The 18,660-nt window shown below is 48.1% G+C and carries 16 protein-coding genes, 1 tRNA gene and 1 pseudogene; 14 read left to right on the top strand and 4 right to left on the bottom strand.

Annotated elements, in window-relative coordinates:
* Positions 1-344: 344 nt before the first annotated feature.
* The 8 genes from CCC32_RS05985 (at position 345) to CCC32_RS05950 (ending at position 8,149) form a co-directional block, all read left to right on the top strand.
* Positions 345-1,370 carry an IS110 family RNA-guided transposase gene (locus CCC32_RS05985; RefSeq protein ID WP_042517114.1) on the top strand — a complete coding sequence of 342 codons (1,026 nt, stop codon included), beginning with the start codon at positions 345-347 and terminating at the stop codon, positions 1,368-1,370.
* Between the two features lie 141 nt (positions 1,371-1,511).
* Positions 1,512-2,750: an AAA family ATPase gene (locus CCC32_RS05980; protein ID WP_287073007.1), complete on the top strand. Its 1,239-nt coding sequence runs from the start codon at positions 1,512-1,514 to the stop codon at positions 2,748-2,750.
* Complete coding sequence (locus tag CCC32_RS05975) at positions 2,747-3,382, top strand: HNH endonuclease (protein ID WP_287073006.1); 636 nt, start codon at positions 2,747-2,749, stop codon at positions 3,380-3,382. Before CCC32_RS05980 ends, CCC32_RS05975 begins: the two co-directional genes overlap by 4 nt.
* A gap of 139 nt (positions 3,383-3,521) precedes the next feature.
* The gene (locus CCC32_RS05970) at positions 3,522-4,565 is read left to right on the top strand and encodes a glycosyltransferase family 4 protein (RefSeq protein WP_287073004.1); all 1,044 of its coding nucleotides are present in this window, start codon (positions 3,522-3,524) and stop codon (positions 4,563-4,565) included.
* Between the two features lie 141 nt (positions 4,566-4,706).
* Positions 4,707-5,291 (top strand): acyltransferase, encoded by a 585-nt coding sequence (locus CCC32_RS05965; protein ID WP_082026248.1) that lies wholly within the window; start codon positions 4,707-4,709, stop codon positions 5,289-5,291.
* Positions 5,254-6,129: a glycosyltransferase gene (locus tag CCC32_RS05960; protein WP_287073002.1), complete on the top strand. Its 876-nt coding sequence runs from the start codon at positions 5,254-5,256 to the stop codon at positions 6,127-6,129. The genes CCC32_RS05965 and CCC32_RS05960 overlap by 38 nt, the downstream gene beginning before the upstream one ends.
* A gap of 6 nt (positions 6,130-6,135) precedes the next feature.
* Positions 6,136-7,365 (top strand): glycosyltransferase family 4 protein, encoded by a 1,230-nt coding sequence (locus CCC32_RS05955; RefSeq protein ID WP_287073001.1) that lies wholly within the window; start codon positions 6,136-6,138, stop codon positions 7,363-7,365.
* Between the two features lie 4 nt (positions 7,366-7,369).
* A complete protein-coding gene (locus tag CCC32_RS05950) occupies positions 7,370-8,149 on the top strand; it encodes a WecB/TagA/CpsF family glycosyltransferase (RefSeq protein WP_287072999.1) in 780 nt (259 codons plus the stop codon).
* 149 nt (positions 8,150-8,298) lie between these two features.
* Here CCC32_RS05950 and CCC32_RS05945 read toward each other — a convergent pair.
* Both CCC32_RS05945 and CCC32_RS05940 read right to left on the bottom strand, forming a co-directional pair.
* Positions 8,299-8,655: pseudogene (locus CCC32_RS05945) on the bottom strand (polysaccharide biosynthesis protein); the annotation flags it as partial.
* An 84-nt stretch (positions 8,656-8,739) separates the two neighbouring features.
* Positions 8,740-8,812: transfer RNA gene (locus CCC32_RS05940), tRNA-Met, on the bottom strand.
* A gap of 739 nt (positions 8,813-9,551) precedes the next feature.
* Here CCC32_RS05940 and CCC32_RS05935 point away from each other — a divergent pair.
* The 6 genes from CCC32_RS05935 (at position 9,552) to CCC32_RS05910 (ending at position 16,552) form a co-directional block, all read left to right on the top strand.
* On the top strand, positions 9,552-10,169 hold the full coding sequence (locus CCC32_RS05935) for a TetR/AcrR family transcriptional regulator (protein WP_042518781.1): 618 nt from the start codon (positions 9,552-9,554) through the stop codon (positions 10,167-10,169).
* Positions 10,170-10,272: 103 nt separating this feature from the next.
* Positions 10,273-11,031, top strand: a complete 759-nt coding sequence (gene fabG, locus CCC32_RS05930) for a 3-oxoacyl-[acyl-carrier-protein] reductase (RefSeq protein WP_022315590.1) — start codon at positions 10,273-10,275, stop codon at positions 11,029-11,031.
* A 103-nt stretch (positions 11,032-11,134) separates the two neighbouring features.
* The gene (locus CCC32_RS05925) at positions 11,135-11,803 is read left to right on the top strand and encodes an RluA family pseudouridine synthase (RefSeq protein ID WP_042518783.1); all 669 of its coding nucleotides are present in this window, start codon (positions 11,135-11,137) and stop codon (positions 11,801-11,803) included.
* A gap of 167 nt (positions 11,804-11,970) precedes the next feature.
* Entirely contained in the window at positions 11,971-15,291 is a 3,321-nt protein-coding gene (locus CCC32_RS05920; protein ID WP_287072996.1) for a glycosyltransferase family 117 protein, read from the top strand.
* Positions 15,292-15,418: 127 nt separating this feature from the next.
* A complete protein-coding gene (locus CCC32_RS05915; RefSeq protein ID WP_022315593.1) occupies positions 15,419-16,030 on the top strand; it encodes a polysaccharide deacetylase family protein in 612 nt (203 codons plus the stop codon).
* Positions 16,031-16,036: 6 nt separating this feature from the next.
* Positions 16,037-16,552, top strand: a complete 516-nt coding sequence (locus CCC32_RS05910; RefSeq protein WP_044065385.1) for a hypothetical protein — start codon at positions 16,037-16,039, stop codon at positions 16,550-16,552.
* 90 nt (positions 16,553-16,642) lie between these two features.
* Here the strand turns inward: CCC32_RS05910 and CCC32_RS05905 are convergent, their stop codons facing one another.
* Both CCC32_RS05905 and glmM read right to left on the bottom strand, forming a co-directional pair.
* Entirely contained in the window at positions 16,643-16,831 is a 189-nt protein-coding gene (locus CCC32_RS05905; protein ID WP_287072993.1) for a hypothetical protein, read from the bottom strand.
* 370 nt (positions 16,832-17,201) lie between these two features.
* Positions 17,202-18,599, bottom strand: coding sequence for a phosphoglucosamine mutase (glmM, locus tag CCC32_RS05900; RefSeq protein ID WP_287072992.1), 1,398 nt, complete (start codon positions 18,597-18,599; stop codon positions 17,202-17,204).
* Positions 18,600-18,660 lie beyond the last annotated feature (61 nt).

The raw sequence follows: 18,660 nt of genomic DNA, 5'->3' as shown, positions 1-18,660 counted from the left end.
TTAAAAGCCAAACAAAATCCACTCTTCTAAAAGAACAAAATCCAGGCAAGCCCTAATGACCTCTAAGTTTGCAGAAGATTGCGACGAAGTCGCATAAACTCCAAAATAATCAAGGTAAAACTATGATTGCTAAAGACAGTTTCGTACCTTTGTTGTAAAAAGGTAGAATCGGTCTGTCGAAGAGGTAAACCAGCTAATGACCCAGCCGTAAAGCTATAAATCGTTTAGGTCCTCATCGACATAGTTGCAAAGACCAGATAGAAAGTTATCGGCTCTGAGCCTTGTTAGAGTGTTAGTCCATACAACTATTGACCAATTCTACACAATATAACTCGTACAAAGTTATGAAGAATTTATTTATCGGAGTTGATTTTTCGAAAGAAAAAGTTGATGTGGCTATCCTTTTTGCAGACGGACTGGCAGAAACCGCTGCTAGAGTGTTCAACGAGTTCAAGACAACCGTGTCTGGCTATAGGCAGTTGGTCAAGTGGGTTGAGCAGAATTCCTGCGGTATCGACTCGTCCTTGTGGCTCTTCTGTGGCGAGAACACGGGCGACTACAGCAAGGGACTGTGCAACTTCCTCTACGGTAAAGGCTACGACATGTGGCTTGAGAACGCAAAGAGCATCAAAGACGCATCTGGTCTTAGACGATTGAAGTCTGACCGTGCTGACGCCTCGATGATTGCAGAATACGCCATGAGGAATTACGATAAAGCCGTTATGTACGAGCCTCTTAGCGAGTCGCTTACACAACTGCGTGAGCTGTTCCTATACCGTCAGATGATCGTAAGACACAGATGCAGTTTCCAGGTGCGTAGAGGCGAAAAGCGACTCACTATGGAGAAGTCGCCAGTCAAGACAATGATTTCGCAGAGCGGACGGCACATCGTCTCTGAACTCAATAAGGAGATAGAGAAGATAGATAAGCGCATTGCCGATCTCATCAAGTCGGACGAGGAACTCACCGAGGTGTTCACCATCGTGACCTCGGTGCCTGGCATAGGAACGCAGAACGCTGTGTGCCTGATGGTGTACACCGACAACTTCCGGCGTTTCAACTACGACTCACGCAAGATTGCCTGCTATTACGGCCTAGCTCCATTTGGCAAAGATTCGGGAACCAGTGTGCATTCCGATCCGCATGTACATTATATGGCTAACCGCCAGATAAAGGCCATGCTGACGCAAGCGGCACTAGCTGCCGTCAACTTCAATCCCATTATGGCGAGGTACTACATGCGCCTCGTAGAACGAGGAAAGAAGAAGCAGGTTGCACTGAACAATGTCAAGAACAAACTTGTACATTTGGTCACAGCCATGGTCAGAAATCGCCAAACATTCACCCCTGAATATAAAATCTCAGCATAAATTGAAAATAATGGTCAAAACATTTGGATATTAACATAGAAAGCGATTTGGGTTAAAAACAGAAATGAAATTTGCTGAAAATTTGCAAGTTATTGATAAAAGTACTAAATTTGTTTTATAATCAATAAATACAACCAAGTTATGAGCATATACTTAAAGTCTATTCATATTAAAAAACTCTTTCATTTATCAGGCATTGACATCAATGTCTGTGAAGCAGGTAAGATGAAACATTTGTTGATAACCGGTCCAAATGGTACTGGTAAGACCTTGTTGTTGGGGGCAATTGTGGATTATCTTGAAAAAATCGCAAATGATTCTGACTTGTTGTTTTTAAATTATGAGAAGTCTTTAAAAGATAATGAAAGACTTTTGGCTTCCGCTAAAACAAATGAAGAGAGAATTAAGTGGCAAAAAGGGGTCGAATATTGGACTAAACAAATAGAAAATTTATCTGGTAAGGTAAGTTTATCTCTGAACGAGGTCGAGTTACTGCCTAAAGCAATTTCGGATAAGCAATTTCTGTTGGCATACTATGGCGACCAAAGACGTTCTGAGTTTAAGGAGGTCAAGAACCCAGAGAAGCCAAATTTGGAATATCGTGACATCAAAGTCAACAAAGTGGGTGAATTCATCAAGTTCTTGGTGGACTTGAAGGTGCAGCGTGCTTTAGCGGATGGTGAGAATGCTAAGGAATATGCCCATGAGATAGACGAATGGTTTGGGGTATTTCAGAATATCCTTCGTCGTTTGTTTGAGGATGACGAATTGAACTTAGAGTTTGATTTCAAGACTTATGCTTTTTACATCCATTCATATGGCAAGAAGTTTAAGTTCACAGAGTTGTCGGCAGGCTATTCGGCTGCTCTTGACATTATCGTGGATTTGATCTTGAAGATGCAAGGCAAGGACATGTTGAAAAGAGCTTTCAATACCCCTGGCATCGTGATGATAGATGAGATTGAGACTCATTTACATCTTAAAATGCAAAGGGAGATTTTACCTTTGCTCACAACATTGTTCCCTCATATCCAGTTGATTGTGACGACTCATTCTCCTTTTGTACTCAACTCCTTGAACAATGCCGTAGCATATGACTTGTTGCGCCATGAGGTAATCTCTGATTTGACAGATTACTCATACGATGCTTTGGCAGAGGGGTATTTCGGCGTGGAATTGGCATCAGGAAAGTTGCTTGAGAGTGTTGCGAGATTTGAAGAGTTGTCGCAGAAGAGTTCTTTGTCTCTTTTGGAGAAGGATGAATTGAAAAATATAGAGAGGGATTTGGATAAAATTCCTGATGCAGTTGCACCTACTATCAAAGAGCGATATTATGCAGCATTGGCAGTTATGCCAAATACAAGAAAGGAGTTTGTATGATAAAGGTATATAAATCAGATAAGGCTCCAGAAAAACTCGCAGAAGCAGGATATACTTGTGACGAAGTGAAGCAAGCGATATTGAATGATCAAAAAGACAAATGCTATCTATGTGAACGAAAGGTAACTACTGATTATCAGGTAGAGCATATTGTATCGCGCACAAATAACAAAGAAAAGGTGAACGAATGGGAGAATCTATTTCTCGCTTGCAATTATTGCAATGACCGCAAGAAGCATTACTATGATGATATTCCCTTGCCTAATCAATTGGAGTTTGAGAATGTAATATCTCAAACGATCAATTTGAAGACTCAAAAGGCTGACTTCCGCATAAGTAAAATCAATCCCCAGTTGGCCAAACTAAAAGAACTATTGGATAAGTTGTTCAATGGGAAAGGTATCTGTCGTAACTTGATGGAAAATCGTTTTTGGAATGACTTTATGAGTGTTTATCGCAATTTCTTGCGAAGGGTTGCAGCTTATAAAATAGATCCTACCGAGGAAAACAAACAACTTGTCATTGAGGAATTGTCTATAGAACAGTCTGCCTTGGGATTTAAGTATGCTTTTTTGAACAAGGATGCGGAACTATGGAGTGAATTTCAAGATTATTGTAAGTGGAACAAGTAGTATTAATATGTATGGCTACTTATAATGGTCGAGTAATAATCACCAACCACCACTGATTGTAAAAATGTGGTTTAGAATCAACACCTATGCTTCCGTGATATGGAGAAGTATTGTGAGAAAATAGTTTTTTTTGTAATCAATGTCTAAAGTTTTAATGGTTGGCTCTGCTGAGCAGAGTGGGGGAGGCGTGGCGAGTGTCGTCAGACTGATGAAGGGGATGCCCTTTTGGCAGAAATACCATTGTGGATGGTTAGGCACTCAGATTCAGCGCAACTATGGCGTGAAGCTATGGTATGCGCTGAAGGCATACGCCAAGGCGCTCTTCACGATATGGGGATACGACATCGTACATTTCCATACGGTGCCTGACAGGATTTGTCTGATTATTCAAATGCCTGTGCTATTGCTGGCATTACTTGGCAGAAAGAAGATTATCATGCACGTGCACATGGGCAACCAGTTGGAGGACCATACAAAGAACAAATTGTTTATATGGTGTCTGAATCGGGCTGACCGTGTGGTGCTCCTGGCGAAGAAGTGGCAGAACCTCTTCGAGACGCTCTACCCAAGGGTGAAGGCGAGGACGGCGGTGATCTACAACGCTTGCGCTCCGACACCTGCAGTGGACTATTCTATCAAGGAAAAGAGCATCATCTTTGCTGCGCACCTGGACGAGAACAAGCGTGCCGACTTGCTGCTGCAGGCGTGGAAGCGGCTGCGCGGCGACTTCCCCGACTGGCACATCACGATTATGGGTAACGGCGACGTGGAGGGCTACAGCCGTTTGTGCCACGATATGGGGCTTGACGACTGTATCACCTTTACGGGGTATATCACGGGCAAGCAGAAGGACGACGTCTGGAACAAGGCGAGTATCTACTGTATGTGCTCGCGCCATGAGGGATTCCCGATGGTCGTGCTGGAGGCATGGGCAAGAGGCGTCGCAGTGGTTACGACGCCGGTGGGCGGTCTGCCCGACGTGATAGAGGAGGGCAGAAATTGCCTGACTTTCCCATTTGATGATGCTGAGGCATTAGCCTGCCAATTGAAGCGCCTAATAGAATCGCCTGAGCTTAGAATGGATATTGCGGTTTATTCTAAAGCCTTTGGCGAAAGGGTGTTCGCACCGGAGAGAGTGAATGAGAGTGTGGAGAATTTGTATGAAACAGTTCTCCTGGGCTAATATTATTACTATATGATAATTCTAATCAATGCAAACGCCTGCTCGCCGGGAATGGGCAGCGAACCGGGAATGGCAAGGAACTGGGTGAGCAATCTTGCCAATAAATTTGAGGTGTATATATAATATTGGCTTTTAGAAATCATGAATATTTTTCATCTATTGCAAAAGATAAGTCTTGTTCCTTCGTATCTGTGGGACAAGATGTGGGCTCCTGTATGGAAGCGGTGTATGAAGCACTGTGGCAAAGGGGTATATATCCGTCCGATGTCTTCGGATATCAAGGGCTTATGGAACTTGTCTGTAGGGGATGGTACTTCTATTCCAAAAGGTAGTACTATCTATTGTACGGATGCACCATGTATTATTGGCAAGAAGGTGCTCTTCGGTCCTAGGCCTACGATAATCACCGGTGACCATCGCATTGACATCTTGGGTAAGTATATTACGGATGTTACTGTTGAGGAGAAGTTTGTGGATGGGGTGAATGTGTATGACCAGCCTGTCGTTATCGAAGATGGCGTTTGGTGTGGTGCAAATGTTACCATCCTCAAAGGTGTGACTATCGGTCGTGGCTCTGTAGTTGCTGCTGGTGCTGTTGTCACTAAATCTTTTCCTCCTTACAGTATTATCGGTGGCATTCCTGCCAAACTGATCAAAATGAGATTTACGGAAGAGGAGATCAAAAAAAATGAAAATGATTTATCATTATCTGCTCACTCGATTTAATTTGACTCTCTGGAGGGAGGACAAGAATGGTGATGCTATAGTTCGGGAGGAATGGCTCAAAAAGAGAATGGCGCTTTTTGAAACTTATTGCCTGCCTTCTGTGAAAGGGCAAACTTGTCAGAGCTTCAGTTGGATTTTACTGGTGGACGAAGGTACTCCTGCTGTATATCGGGAGAAGATCAAGACTTATCGTAATCTTTGTCCTCAAATCAGGTTTGTCGTCGTTAAGGCTGAATATGCTTATAGGTTTGCTGATATCTTCCGGCATGTGGTGTTGACAGATTTGAAACAAGGGGGATGGAAGGATGGTGATTTATGCCTTACCACTTATCTTGATAATGACGACAGTATCGCTAGTAACTTTGTGGAGCGTGTGCAGTCTGAATGTCTTTCCTTCCGTCTGACTCCTAATGAAAAACGCTTCCTGTCTTTTGATTATGGATTGCAGACCTATACAGAGTTAGGACATTTCACCACTCGTATCTATTATCCCAATAATCATTTTCTGACTTTAGCAGAATATCTGCAGTCTTCAGATATTTCTCTGTCCGCTCTCCGAACCTGCTATGGCTTTGGCAGCCATTTCCTGCTGGAGAAGCGCGGATTTGCCAAGGTGCATCATATCCATGAAAAGAAGCATCCGATGTGGATAGAGATCATTCATGAAGAGAATGTGGATAATGATGTGAAAATGACTCTTGATACGCATATAGTTCATGATAATGATATTCTCCGCCGTGTTTTCTCATTGGATATCGATATTGAATCCCAGCATTTCTTTGCTTTCGTATTGAGAGGTCTGAAGCAAGTGTGGAGGAGGAGTAAAAATAAATTTTAGAAACAGATGAAAATCTTAATCAATGCATACGCTTGCTCGCCGGGTATGGGGAGTGAGCCGGGAATGGCATGGAACTGGGTGAGCAATCTCGCCAAGTCCTGCGAACTGCATATCATTACCGAAGGGGAGTTTCGCGAGAAGATAGAGACCGTGGTGCCGACCCTGGAGCAAGGCGGGAACATGCACTTCTATTATAACCCCGTGTCGGAGAAAATCCGCAAGATGTGCTGGAATCAGGGCGACTGGCGCTTTTACAAATATTATCGTGAGTGGCAGTGGAAGACGTATCTCTTGGCTAAGGATATCTGCCAGAAAGAACATATAGACATACTGCATCAGCTGAATATGATAGGATTCCGTGAGCCGGGATATCTCTGGCAACTGTCGAAGGAGAATGGTGTGCCGTTTGTATGGGGACCTGTGGATGCCAAGGATAAGTTTCCTGTTGCTTATTTGGATGGTGCTGGATTGAAAACCAAGTTGTTTATGCGCCTGAAAAATTTCTTGACTGGTATCCAATTGAGATATTCTAAACGTGTGCTACTTGCTGCACGCCAGTCATCGGTTATATTCTCAGCCTCATCTAACTCGCAACGCTCTTTCAGAAAATATATGAATATAGATTCGCCTCTTCTTAATGAGACGGGATGCTATGTTCAGGATCATCCTATTGTGGATAAAACAGATAAAGAGACCTTTGATGTCCTTTGGGTTGGCAAAATGGATTTCCGCAAGCAACTTGCTTTAGCTTTACAAACTGTAGCCAAATCTGAAAACAACAAACTCCGTCTTCATATTATGGGTGGTGGTGATGCAGAATCTTATCAATCATTGGCAAAGAGTTATGGTATTGCTGATAAGTGTATTTGGCATGGTGCTGTGAGTCACGATGAGGTACAGGATATCATGCAAAAGTCGGATATCTTCCTCTTTACCAGTGTTGCTGAGGGTACTCCCCATGTAGTACTGGAAGCTATTTCCAATAATCTTCCTGTCGTTTGTTTTGACACTTGCGGTCAGGGTGATGCCGTGAATGACAAGGTAGGTAGAAAGATTCCTCTTTCTTTCCCTTGCCAGTCTGTTAGTGACTTTGCCAAACTGCTCAACGAACTTGAGGATAATAGGTCTTTGCTGAAACAATTGTCGGAGAACTGTAAAGAGAGACAGCAGGAATTGTCTTGGGAAGAAAAGGCCAAGACAATGATGGAGTGGTATGAGAAAATTTTAAGGAAATAATAAGATGTTCAAACTTAAAAACCTGGATATCCTCTGCAGCAAGGCGCAACTTGAAACGCTGCCTGAGGGGAAACTGCTTATCAATACCATCAATGCCCATTCGTATAACACGGCGCGAAAGGATTCCCTCTTTGCCGAGGCGCTTATGCGCGGCGATGTGCTCATTCCCGACGGAGTGAGCGTGGTGAAGGCTTGCCGATGGATAAAGGCGAAGTCGCAGCCCAGGGAGCGTATTGCAGGATGGGACCTCTTCGAGTTTGAGATGAAACGCTTGGAGGAGCTCAGTGCCATGTGTCATAGGGCAGGAGAGGGATTGGCTGACGATGCCTGCGGAGCCACAGAGGCGAAGAAGACCGTGATGTTTATGGGCAGTTCGCAGCGTGTGCTCGATCTGATAGTGGAACGTGCCGCCGAGGTGTATCCTCATCTCAGGGTGGTGACGTATTCACCGCCATATAAACCGGAGTTCTCTGCCGACGACAACCGTGGCATAGTTGAGGCTGTCAATGCCGCCGACCCCGACCTGCTGTGGATTGGAATGACGGCACCCAAGCAGGAGAAATGGACCTACTCTCATTGGCAGCAACTGGATATCCACTGTCATGTGGGCACTATCGGAGCCGTCTTCGACTTCTTCGCCGGCACCGTGGAGCGTGCACCGATGTGGTGGCAGCGTCACGGACTGGAATGGCTCTACCGTCTGCTCAAGGAGCCTAAGCGCATGTGGCGCCGCTATATCATCGGCAATGCCCTGTTTCTCTGGAATATCTTTTTCAGGGAGTGACCGCCAGCCTGCCACACCGCAAATAAACCTAAAACGGGCAAGTGCTGCCTCTTACACGATTTACATATCGTCAGAGGTAGCACTTGCCCGTTATTCTTTTGAGAACTTAGTGCTCGGCTTCTGCCGTGCATTAGGCTATTGGGGGGTAATTTTTTGTCCAACACCTCGTATTTGCTTACTTGCGACTTGTATTCCGGCACAATCTCCTTCATCTTCTTCACTATCGCCATGTCGTCGTGGGTGTATGAAATCCTGAGCAGCTCGTCCTCGTTCTTCTTCGCCTCCTCATAGTCATACTCACGCACCTTTGCCACCATGATCTTGGGGTTGTTCGTCGGTATGGTGTTCTCCTTGGTGGAAAGCAGCTCCTCATACAGCTTTTCGCCCTCACGCAGTCCGGAGAACTTTATCTCTATGTTCTTGGCTCCCGACAGCGATATCATACGCTTCGCCAGGTCTACTATCTTCACCGGTTTGCCCATGTCGAAGACGAATATCTCGCCGCCCTATCTTGTCGCGGGTTTGTCGCACCCTAAAGCCAAAAAAACGACATAACTCGTTGTTTTTACAACTTGTTATGTCGTTATTAGTTGCGGAGGCAGGACTCGAACATGCGACCTCCAGGTTATGAGCCTGGCGAGCTACCAACTGCTCCACTCCGCGATATTGATTATTTGTGCATTTCTTGATTGCGTGTGCAAAGGTATGAAGTTTTTGGGAAACTGCAAAACTTTTCAGCGGAAATCTTTAGTATTTGGTGTAATATTGACTTGCATCAATGGAATAATGCTGTATTTGTTGATTCGAATCGGTATTTGGGACGTTTTGATGTGTGCGGTGAAGGGATTGCCGCAATATGATAGCGTTACCGTTCAGAATGTTTGGTACGAACGTGATGGATGCGGCGGAGAGATTGCGGTGGAATGGCTTATATGGGTCCGTAATATATGGACATTTGGGGTTTGGCAGATTGTTGTCTATAGGTCGGTAGCGGATATTTCGGATTCGTGTCGGAAGGGCATTATATTATAAGGTGTGCAGGGTGTCTGTGGCAGGATGAGAAGAGGACATTCATATTTATAACACTCAAAAACAGTCATTAGCACGTTTAATTTGTCAGGGGTGAATGCTCGTGGTGAAGTCTTGTGGATATCCAGTTTCCGTGCGGAGGTTTATGTGGCTAATAAAGGTGGCGACAGGTCGTAAACAGACTATTGGGGTTAAAAAAGATGTAAAAACAGAACATAAATGGTTATTTATTTTGCAATTTCCATAGAAATAAATACTTTTGCACATGTTAATGGCCGTGTGCAAGAAGACGGGATGTGCATCGAGGGTACAATCGGTGTGTGTCTGAGCGCCATGGCCGGTGGAACATACACGGAACACTTATCATATTATCATGTCAATATCAAAGACCCGACAGAAGTTGGTTGATGTGGCAAGACAGTTGTTTGCCCGCAACGGACTCGAAAACACCACTATGAACGATATCGCCCAGGCTTCAGGCAAGGGGCGCCGCACGCTGTATACCTATTTCAGCAGCAAGGAAGACATCTATTATGCCGTGATAGAGGGAGAGCTGGAGCGCTTGTCGGACAAGCTTGACGAGGTGGCGGCGAGGAATGTCAGGCCTCAGGACAAGATCATCGAACTGATATACACCCATCTGAGCATGATAAAGGAAACCGTGGTGAGAAACGGTAATCTGAGAGCCGCCTTCTTTCGCAACATCTGGATGGTGGAGAAGGTGAGGAAGCATTTCGACGAGGATGAGATAGAACTCTTCCGCAAGGTGTATACCGACGGCAAGCGCGAAGGAGAGTTCGACATCGACAACGTGGAACTCGTAGCCGACATCACCCACTATTGCATCAAGGGACTGGAAGTGCCCTATATCTGTGGCCGCCTGGGTCATGGCATCACTCCTGAGGCGAGCAAACCGCTTGTCGCCAAGGTGGTATACGGTGCGCTGGGCAAGATCACGAACAAGAATTCAGACAGTGCGCGTCAGGATTGAAGCGTCAGGCAGTTTCATCCTTCTCAGCGATCAGAATCCGAAGGGCGGTGACGGGTAGATAGAAATACAGTATATACATATTATAAATATAAATACAACGAAAATGGGATTATTAACAGGTAAGACAGCACTCATAACGGGTGCGGCACGCGGCATCGGTAAGGCTGTCGCAATGAAATTCGCCCAGGAGGGTGCAAACATCGCATTCACAGACCTCGTGCTCAACGACGATATGGCAGCAGGCCTTGAGGCCACACGCAAGGAAATCGAGGCACTTGGAGTGACCTGCCGCGCTTATGCCGGCAACGCTGCCGACTTTGCCGAGACAGAGAAGACCGTGAAGCAGATCCATGCCGACTTCGGTTCTATCGACATCCTCGTGAACAACGCCGGAATTACAAAAGACGGACTTATGCTGCGTATGACAGAGGCTCAGTGGGACGCTGTGCTGAACGTCAACCTGAAGTCAGCCTTCAATTTCATCCACGCTTGCTCTCCAATCATGTTGCGCCAGCGCGGTGGTTCTATCATCAACATGGCTTCTGTAGTGGGTGTCCACGGCAATGCAGGCCAGTGCAACTATGCCGCTTCAAAGGCAGGTATGATTGCTCTCGCCAAGAGTATCGCCCAGGAGCTCGGACCTAAGGGCATCCGTGCCAACGCCGTTGCTCCAGGCTTCATCGAGACAGCCATGACAGCCCAGCTGCCAGAGGATATCCGCAAGGACTGGATGAAGAAGATTCCATTGCGCCGTGGCGGTCAGACAGAAGATATCGCCAACGTATGCCTCTTCCTGGCTTCAGACATGTCAAGCTATGTCAGCGGTCAGGTTATCCAGATCGACGGCGGAATGAACATGTAATTCAGATACATATCTAAGGTTTAGAGAAGCTCGTCCACTGTGCCTTCATTCCGGAAGGGTAGGGGTGAGCTTCTTTTTTTTGAAGTTTTTTTATCCATCAGGCATGAACGTAGTTTACGAAGACAACCATATCATCATCGTCAACAAGCGCAGCGGAGAGATTGTGCAGGGCGACAAGACCGGCGACAAGCCGCTCTCCGACACCGTGAAAGAGTATATCAAGGAGGCGTATGCCAAACCCGGCAACGTGTTCCTCGGCGTGGTACACCGCTTAGACCGTCCGGTGAGCGGACTTGTAGTCTTTGCGCGCACGTCGAAAGCCCTGTCGCGACTCAACGACATGTTCCGTACGGGCGACGTGCACAAGACATATTGGGCGCTCACCAAGAACCGTCCGCCCCACGAGGAAGGAACGATAGAGAGCTGGCTCGTGAGAAACGAGAAGCAGAACAAGAGCTATAGCTACGACCGCGAGAAGCCCGGTGCCAAGAAGGCGATACTGAAATACAAGGTGATCGGTGCGACAGACAACTACACCCTCATCGAAGTGAAGCTCCTCACCGGCCGTCACCATCAGATACGCTGTCAGCTCGCCAGCATCGGCTGTCCTATCAAGGGCGACCTGAAGTATGGTGCCAAACGCAGCAATCCCGACGGCAGCATCTCGCTGCTCGCCCGCAGGGTGGAGTTTGTGCATCCTGTCTCCAAGCAGCCGATATGCGTTGAGGCTCCCGTTCCGGAATTGCCGGAGTGGAAGACGTTCGGGAATTGATGATTCCAGAACGGGGTGCCCCTTTGTTGGGGGCATATTTATGGCTTTATCAGTTAAAATATAAAAAATGTGAGTCTGCTCGCTTTAAATTTAGTATTTTTGCAAATCATTTGTGGAACATTTGCAAATCTATTATTGGCATAAAACATTAACAACAATATAACTTGATGAAACAATTTAGATTAGTTGACAATATACTCGGATGGCTCGCCTTCCTTATTGCGGCCTTTGTATATTGCAGCACTATCGAGCCGACAGCCAGTTTCTGGGACTGTCCGGAGTTTATTACAACAGGTTACAAACTGGAGGTCGGTCACCCGCCTGGCGCACCGTTCTTCATGCTCACCGCCAACCTCTTCTCCCATTTTGCCAGCGACCCGTCGCAGGTGGCGAGGATGGTCAACACCATGAGCGCCCTGCTCAGTGCCACGTGTATCCTGTTCCTCTTCTGGACCATCACGCATCTGACGCGTAAGTTGCTCCTCAACGGATGGGAAGACCTCACCAAGTCAAAGCTCATCGCCATCGAGGCGAGCGGAATGGTGGGTGCGCTGATATACACGTTCAGCGACACCTTCTGGTTCAGCGCCGTAGAGGGAGAGGTCTACGCCTATTCGTCAGCCTTCACCGCAGTGGTGTTCTGGCTCATACTGAAGTGGGAAGACCATGCCGACGAGCCCCATAGCGACCGCTGGCTCGTGCTCATCATGTATATGACGGGATTGAGCATCGGTGTCCACCTGCTCAACCTGCTCTGTGTGCCGGCAATCGTGCTCGTATATTACTATCGCAAATTCCCGAATGCCAACGGCAAGGGCTCTCTCGTGGCGCTCTTCATCTCGTTCATCATCGTTGCGGCGATACTCTATGGAGTAGTGCCAGGCATCATCAAGGTGGGCGGATGGTTCGAGCTCTTCTTCGTCAACACCCTCGGCTTCAGCTTCAATACAGGAGTGATAATATACATCATGCTGCTCGTGGCCACCGTGGTGTGGGCTATCTACGAGAGTTTCAACGGCAACAACGGCTTGAGGGGCAACCTCTCGTTCGTGCTCTCCGTTGGCCTGCTCGGTATTCCGTTCTACGGATTCGGATGGTCGGCAGTGGTAATCGGAGTCGTGGTGCTTACAATATTGTATCTCGCCCTGAAATACAAGAAAGACGGCAAATACCTCATCACCGCCCGTATGAAGAATACCATGCTGCTCTCCATGCTGATGCTGATGATAGGATATTCCACATACGCCGTAATCGTGATCCGTTCTACCGCCAATCCGCCGATGGACCAGAACTCTCCGGAGGATATCTTCACTCTGGGCAGCTATCTCAGCCGCGACCAGTATGGCGACCGTCCGCTGTTCTACGGACAGGCATACACCTCACAGGTGAAATTCGACGAAGACGGACAGTATTGCATTCCTTCGAAGACCATCGGAGAACCGGTGTACCAGCGCAAGGAGAAAGCAAGCAAGGACGAGAAAGACTCATACTTCATAGTGAACACCAAAGACAAGTATAACTATGCCCAGAACATGGTGTTCCCACGTATGTACGACTCATCCCATGCCGATGCCTACGAGAGCTGGATGGGCGGAGTAGACGGATATAACGTGGACTACGACAGATGCGGAGAGCCTATCCAGGTGAAGATGCCTACACAGCTCGAAAACATCCGCTTCTTCCTTTCATATCAGTGCAACTTCATGTACTGGCGCTACTTCATGTGGAACTTTGCCGGTCGTCAGAACGACCTGCAGGGCAATGGAGAGCTGGAGCACGGAAACTGGATTTCAGGAATACCGTTCCTTGACAACTTGCGTCTCGGCGACCAGAGCAAGCTCCCTGACGACCTCAAGGAGAACAAGGGACACAACGTGTTCTATTGCTTGCCGCTGCTGCTCGGTCTTATCGGACTCTTCTGGCAGGCACTCGCCAAGGGCGACAAGGGAACAAAGCAGTTCTGGGTGGTGTTCTTCCTCTTCTTCATGACCGGACTCGCCATCGTGATTTACCTCAACCAGACACCTATGCAGCCTCGTGAGCGCGACTATGCCTACGCAGGATCATTCTATGCCTTCGCGATATGGTGCGGAATGGGTGTGGCAGCAATCATCGACCTGATAAGAGAGAAGTTCAAGAAAGACAATGTAGCATTGGCAGCAGCCATCTCGGTTGCCTGTCTGCTCGTGCCGATACAGATGGCAAGCCAGACATGGGACGACCACGACCGCAGCGGAAGATATACCTGCCGCGATTTCGGACAGAACTATCTCATGTCATTGCAAGACAAGGGCAATCCGATCATCTTCACCAACGGCGACAACGACACCTTCCCTCTCTGGTATGACCAGGATACTGAGGGAATACGTACCGATGCCCGTGTCTGCAACCTGTCGTATCTGCAGACCGACTGGTATATCGACCAGATGGTGCGCCCGGCATACGACTCGCCGTCGCTGCCAATCACATGGCCGAGACTCGACTACTGCTCAGGCACCAACGAATACATCGAGGTGCATCCAGACGCCAAGCAGGAGGTGCTCAACTTCTATAAGGAGTATCCGGAGCAGGCAAAGGCACAGTGGGGCGACAATCCGTTCGAACTCAAGAACGTGTTGAAATACTGGGTGCGCAGCCGCGACAAGGACAGCCACTTCATCCCTACCGACACACTCTATGTGACGATAGACAAGGACGCCGTGCGCAAGAGCGGCATGATGATGGCGAGCGACACCATTCCAGACCGCATGGTAATCTCGCTGAAGGGCAAGAACGCCCTCTACAAGAGCGACCTCATGATGCTCGAGCTCATCGCACAGAGCAACTGGGTGCGTCCTATCTATGTTGCGATGACCGTGGGACAGGAGAACTACATGAACCTCGGCGACAACTTCATCCAGGAGGGACTCGCCAACCGCATCACGCCGTTTACCACAAACAAGGGCAACGCTAAGAACTTCGACACGGAGAAGACATACTACAACGTGATGAAGCGATTCAAGTTCGGCGGCCTCGACAAACCGGGACTCTATCTCGACGAGACCGTGATGCGCATGTGTAACACCCACCGCAAGCTGATGTCGACCCTCGCCCTGCATCTCATCATAGAGGGCAAGAAAGACAAGGCTGCCAAGGTGCTCGCCTATGCCGACAAGATGATGCCGGCATACAACGTGCCGGTGAACTTCATGAGCGGAGGTCTCGACTATGCCGCCGCCTACGCCGAGATCGGCAACAAGGCGAAGGCAAAGCAGATGCTCGGATATGTGGTGAAGAACGCGGAGCAGTATGCCAACTGGTATCTCTCGCTCAGCCAAGACCGCTTCCTCATGTCGCAGCGCGACTGCATGCTTCAGCTTTATGTCTTGAACCAGGCACTTGAGGTGGCAAACAGTTTCGACCCGGCTGAGGCACGCCGCATCAACGGTATCCTGAACCGTGTGGCACAGCAGTATTCAGCAAGAGGCGGACAGATGCCGCAGGAATAAGATGAACTTTCAGACAGTCTATCGCATGACAGCCTACAACCCCATGATGACAGTGGAGTAGGGCAGAAACAGGCGATAGACTGTCTTCTCATATCATATCTCTAACGAGAAAACAACAAGACAAAATATGTTTATAGAGCAACCGGCAATATGGTTGCGCTGGCTATATCCCAGAGCGACATGGAGGATGGACAAGAATGAGCGTGCTGTATACCTCACGTTTGACGATGGTCCTATCCCCGAGGCAACACCATTCATTCTGAAGACTCTCGCTGAGTTCGGTGTCCATGCCACTTTCTTTATGGTGGGCGACAATGTGCGCAAGCATCCTGAGCTGTACGACCAGATCGTGGCGGCAGGTCATCAAGTGGGCAACCACACCTTCAACCACTGGGGAGGATTCAAGCATACCACGCGTTCCTACAGTGAGAATGTGCAGAAAGCCAACGATCTCATACATAGCCACCTCTTCCGTCCGCCACACGGATGGATGCGCTGGGAACAGTATTTCTGGGTAGGCCGCAAGTATCGCATCGTGATGTGGGATCTCGTGACCCGCGACTACAGTAAGTGGATGACAGCCGATGATATCGTTGCCAACGTGAAGCGCTATGCCCGCAACGGATCGATAATCACCTTCCACGATTCGCTCAAGAGCATCGACAAACTGCATTATGCTTTGCCAGAGTCGCTGCGCTGGCTCAAGGAACAAGGATATGAGTTCAAGACTTTTGAATAACAGATTATGGAGAATATAGGAAAAGACAAAGTGCTCGCCGCTGTGGTGCGCACTTTTTTTAAGTATTTCACTCTCGGAGTGATAGAAGGCAAGTCTGCCGACAGTGCCGACATGACCGTGTATGAGCCGAAGAACGTGAAGAAGGTGATGTCGGAGCATATCGAGGATGTGTCCAGGATTTTCAATCAGGAAGTGTTCTTCGCCATCTCCCGTATCAATTACGTGGAAGAAGAACTGGAGCGCGAGCTGCAGGCTTTCGTAGCTGCCGGCAACAAGACCACGCCGATGGATCTGATGCGCTTCGCCTGCCGTTCAGATGAGTTCTATGATGTGATGGTGAGCGAATACAAGCGCAATTTCGAGTCGCTGCTCTGTGGTTCCTTTGCCACACTCTCCAAGGCGTGTGAGGGCTTCACGGAGTGTGAGGCGCTCGGTAGCATCGCCGTAGACATGGCTGAGAATATCATAAACAGAATTGCCCACCAGGCGTATGGCGAGGGAAAGAAGCTGGTGGCAGAGTGATTGCATAGCAGTCTGTCAATATAAACTGCTTTTGTAAGATTTGCTATTCGTCCCTCCCCTACGGGGGAGGTTAGGTGGGGGCTAGTGTAATTATGCGATGGTTATCATCTGTATTGTATTCTTTTCCACTGACTTCAGCCCCCTCTCGTTCTCCCCCGTAGGGGAGATGCAGATTACTTTTCTTGCATAAGTTGCTTTTAGTGTATGGCAGCTGTAGGTTACTTTTCTTGCATCAGAAGCTGTTAGTCTATGACGGCTCCAGATTGCCTTCTCAAACATAGGGGAAATGGTTCGAAATTGGGCACGGGGCTTGCCCATATTGGGCAAGCTGCTTTCTCACATGGGGCAAGCTGCTTTCTCACATGGGGCACGTTTCTTGCTTCGGGTGTTGCCCCTCTTGGGCATTTTTTTTGTCCATTATCAGTATAAAATAAAACGACGCGGTTCAAGGTGTTGTCCTTCGAACTGCGTCGTTTGTTTATCTTGATTGTCTTACATCTAGTGCATCATTTCCTTTGATGTTGTGCATCATTATATTTGATGTTTCCCATCGCTGATTTTTGTTGTTTCCCATCGTTGATTTTGATGTCACACATCGATGGGCTTCACCTCGTTTATATTTGATGCTTCACACCAATTGAATTTAGCCTTACTGCATGTCATACACCACCTGCATCAGCTTCTTTCCGATAGCGTCAGCCTCTTCTATTGTCTGCGCCTCGCTGTAGACACGGATGATTGGTTCGGTGTTGCTCTTGCGCAGATGAACCCACTTGTCGGGGAAGTCAATCTTCACACCGTCGATGTCTGTAACCTTCACGTCCTTCTCGCCGGCAAACATCTCCTTCACCTTCACGAGGATAGCGTCGACGTCGGTTGACGGAGTGAGGTCGATGCGGTTTTTGGCGATGAAATAGTTAGGGAAGGACTTGCGCAGTTCGCTCACCTTCATACCCTTCTTAGCCAGTGAAGAGAGGAAGAGGGCGATGCCCACGAGAGCGTCTCTACCGTAGTGGCTCTCAGGATAGATCACTCCGCCGTTGCCTTCGCCACCGATGAGAGCTCCCACCTCCTTCATCTTTGTCGTCACGTTCACTTCTCCCACGGCAGCAGCAGTGTAGGTGCCGCCGTAGCGCTCTGTTACGTCTCTTAAGGCTCTTGTACTGCTCAGGTTAGAAACGGTGTTACCGCCACCCTTGGTGTTAGCCAGGATATAGTCGGCAACAGACACGAGAGTGTATTCCTCGCCGAACATCTTTCCGTCTTCGCAGATGAAAGCCAGACGGTCAACATCAGGGTCCACCACGATACCCAGGTCGTAGCCGCCATTTGCCATCTCGCCCATGATGCCACCGAGATTCTTCTCCAGCGGTTCAGGATTGTGGTTGAAATCTCCGTCTGGGATGCCGTTCAGAATCTTGTATTCCACTCCGAGAGCTTCGAAGAGATTCGGCAGTATGATGCCACCCACAGAGTTGATGGTGTCTACGCATACTTTGAAATGTGCGTTCCTGATTGCCTCTCTGTCTACGAGAGCGAGGTTGAGCACAGAGTCGATATGCTTCTTGTTGAACGTGTCGTCCTTCTTGTATTGGCCCAGGTGGTCAACGTCGCAATAGTTGAAGTCTTCCTTCTCGGCAATCTCAAGCACTTCGTTGCCGTCAGCCTTTGTGAGGAACTCGCCTTCGTTGTTCAGTAGTTTCAGTGCGTTCCACTGGCGAGGGTTGTGGCTGGCTGTGATGATGATACCACCGGCAGCCTTCGACATTATAACGGCAAGCTCCGTAGTAGGAGTGGTGGCAAAACCGATGTCGAGCACGTCGTAGCCCATGCCAATCAATGTACCGCACACCACGCTGCGAACCATCTCGCCGCTGATGCGTGCGTCTCTGCCCACAACGATGGTGTTGCTGTCAGATTTTCCGCTCTTGCGGATGAATGTGGCGTATGCCGTCACGAATTTCACTATGTCCAGCGGATTCAGCGTGTCGCCTGTCTGTCCGCCTATCGTTCCGCGGATACCGGAAATAGACTTTATCAGTGTCATATCTTTGAATTCCTTTTCATTGGTGAGTGAATATTTTGTTAATTATAATCATCTGTGATGA

The sequence above is a fragment of the Prevotella sp. LMAG:51 genome (genome assembly GCF_008680225.1).
Lineage (GTDB): Bacteria > Bacteroidota > Bacteroidia > Bacteroidales > Bacteroidaceae > Prevotella > Prevotella pectinovora.
This window is presented reverse-complemented; position numbering and strand designations above follow the sequence as displayed.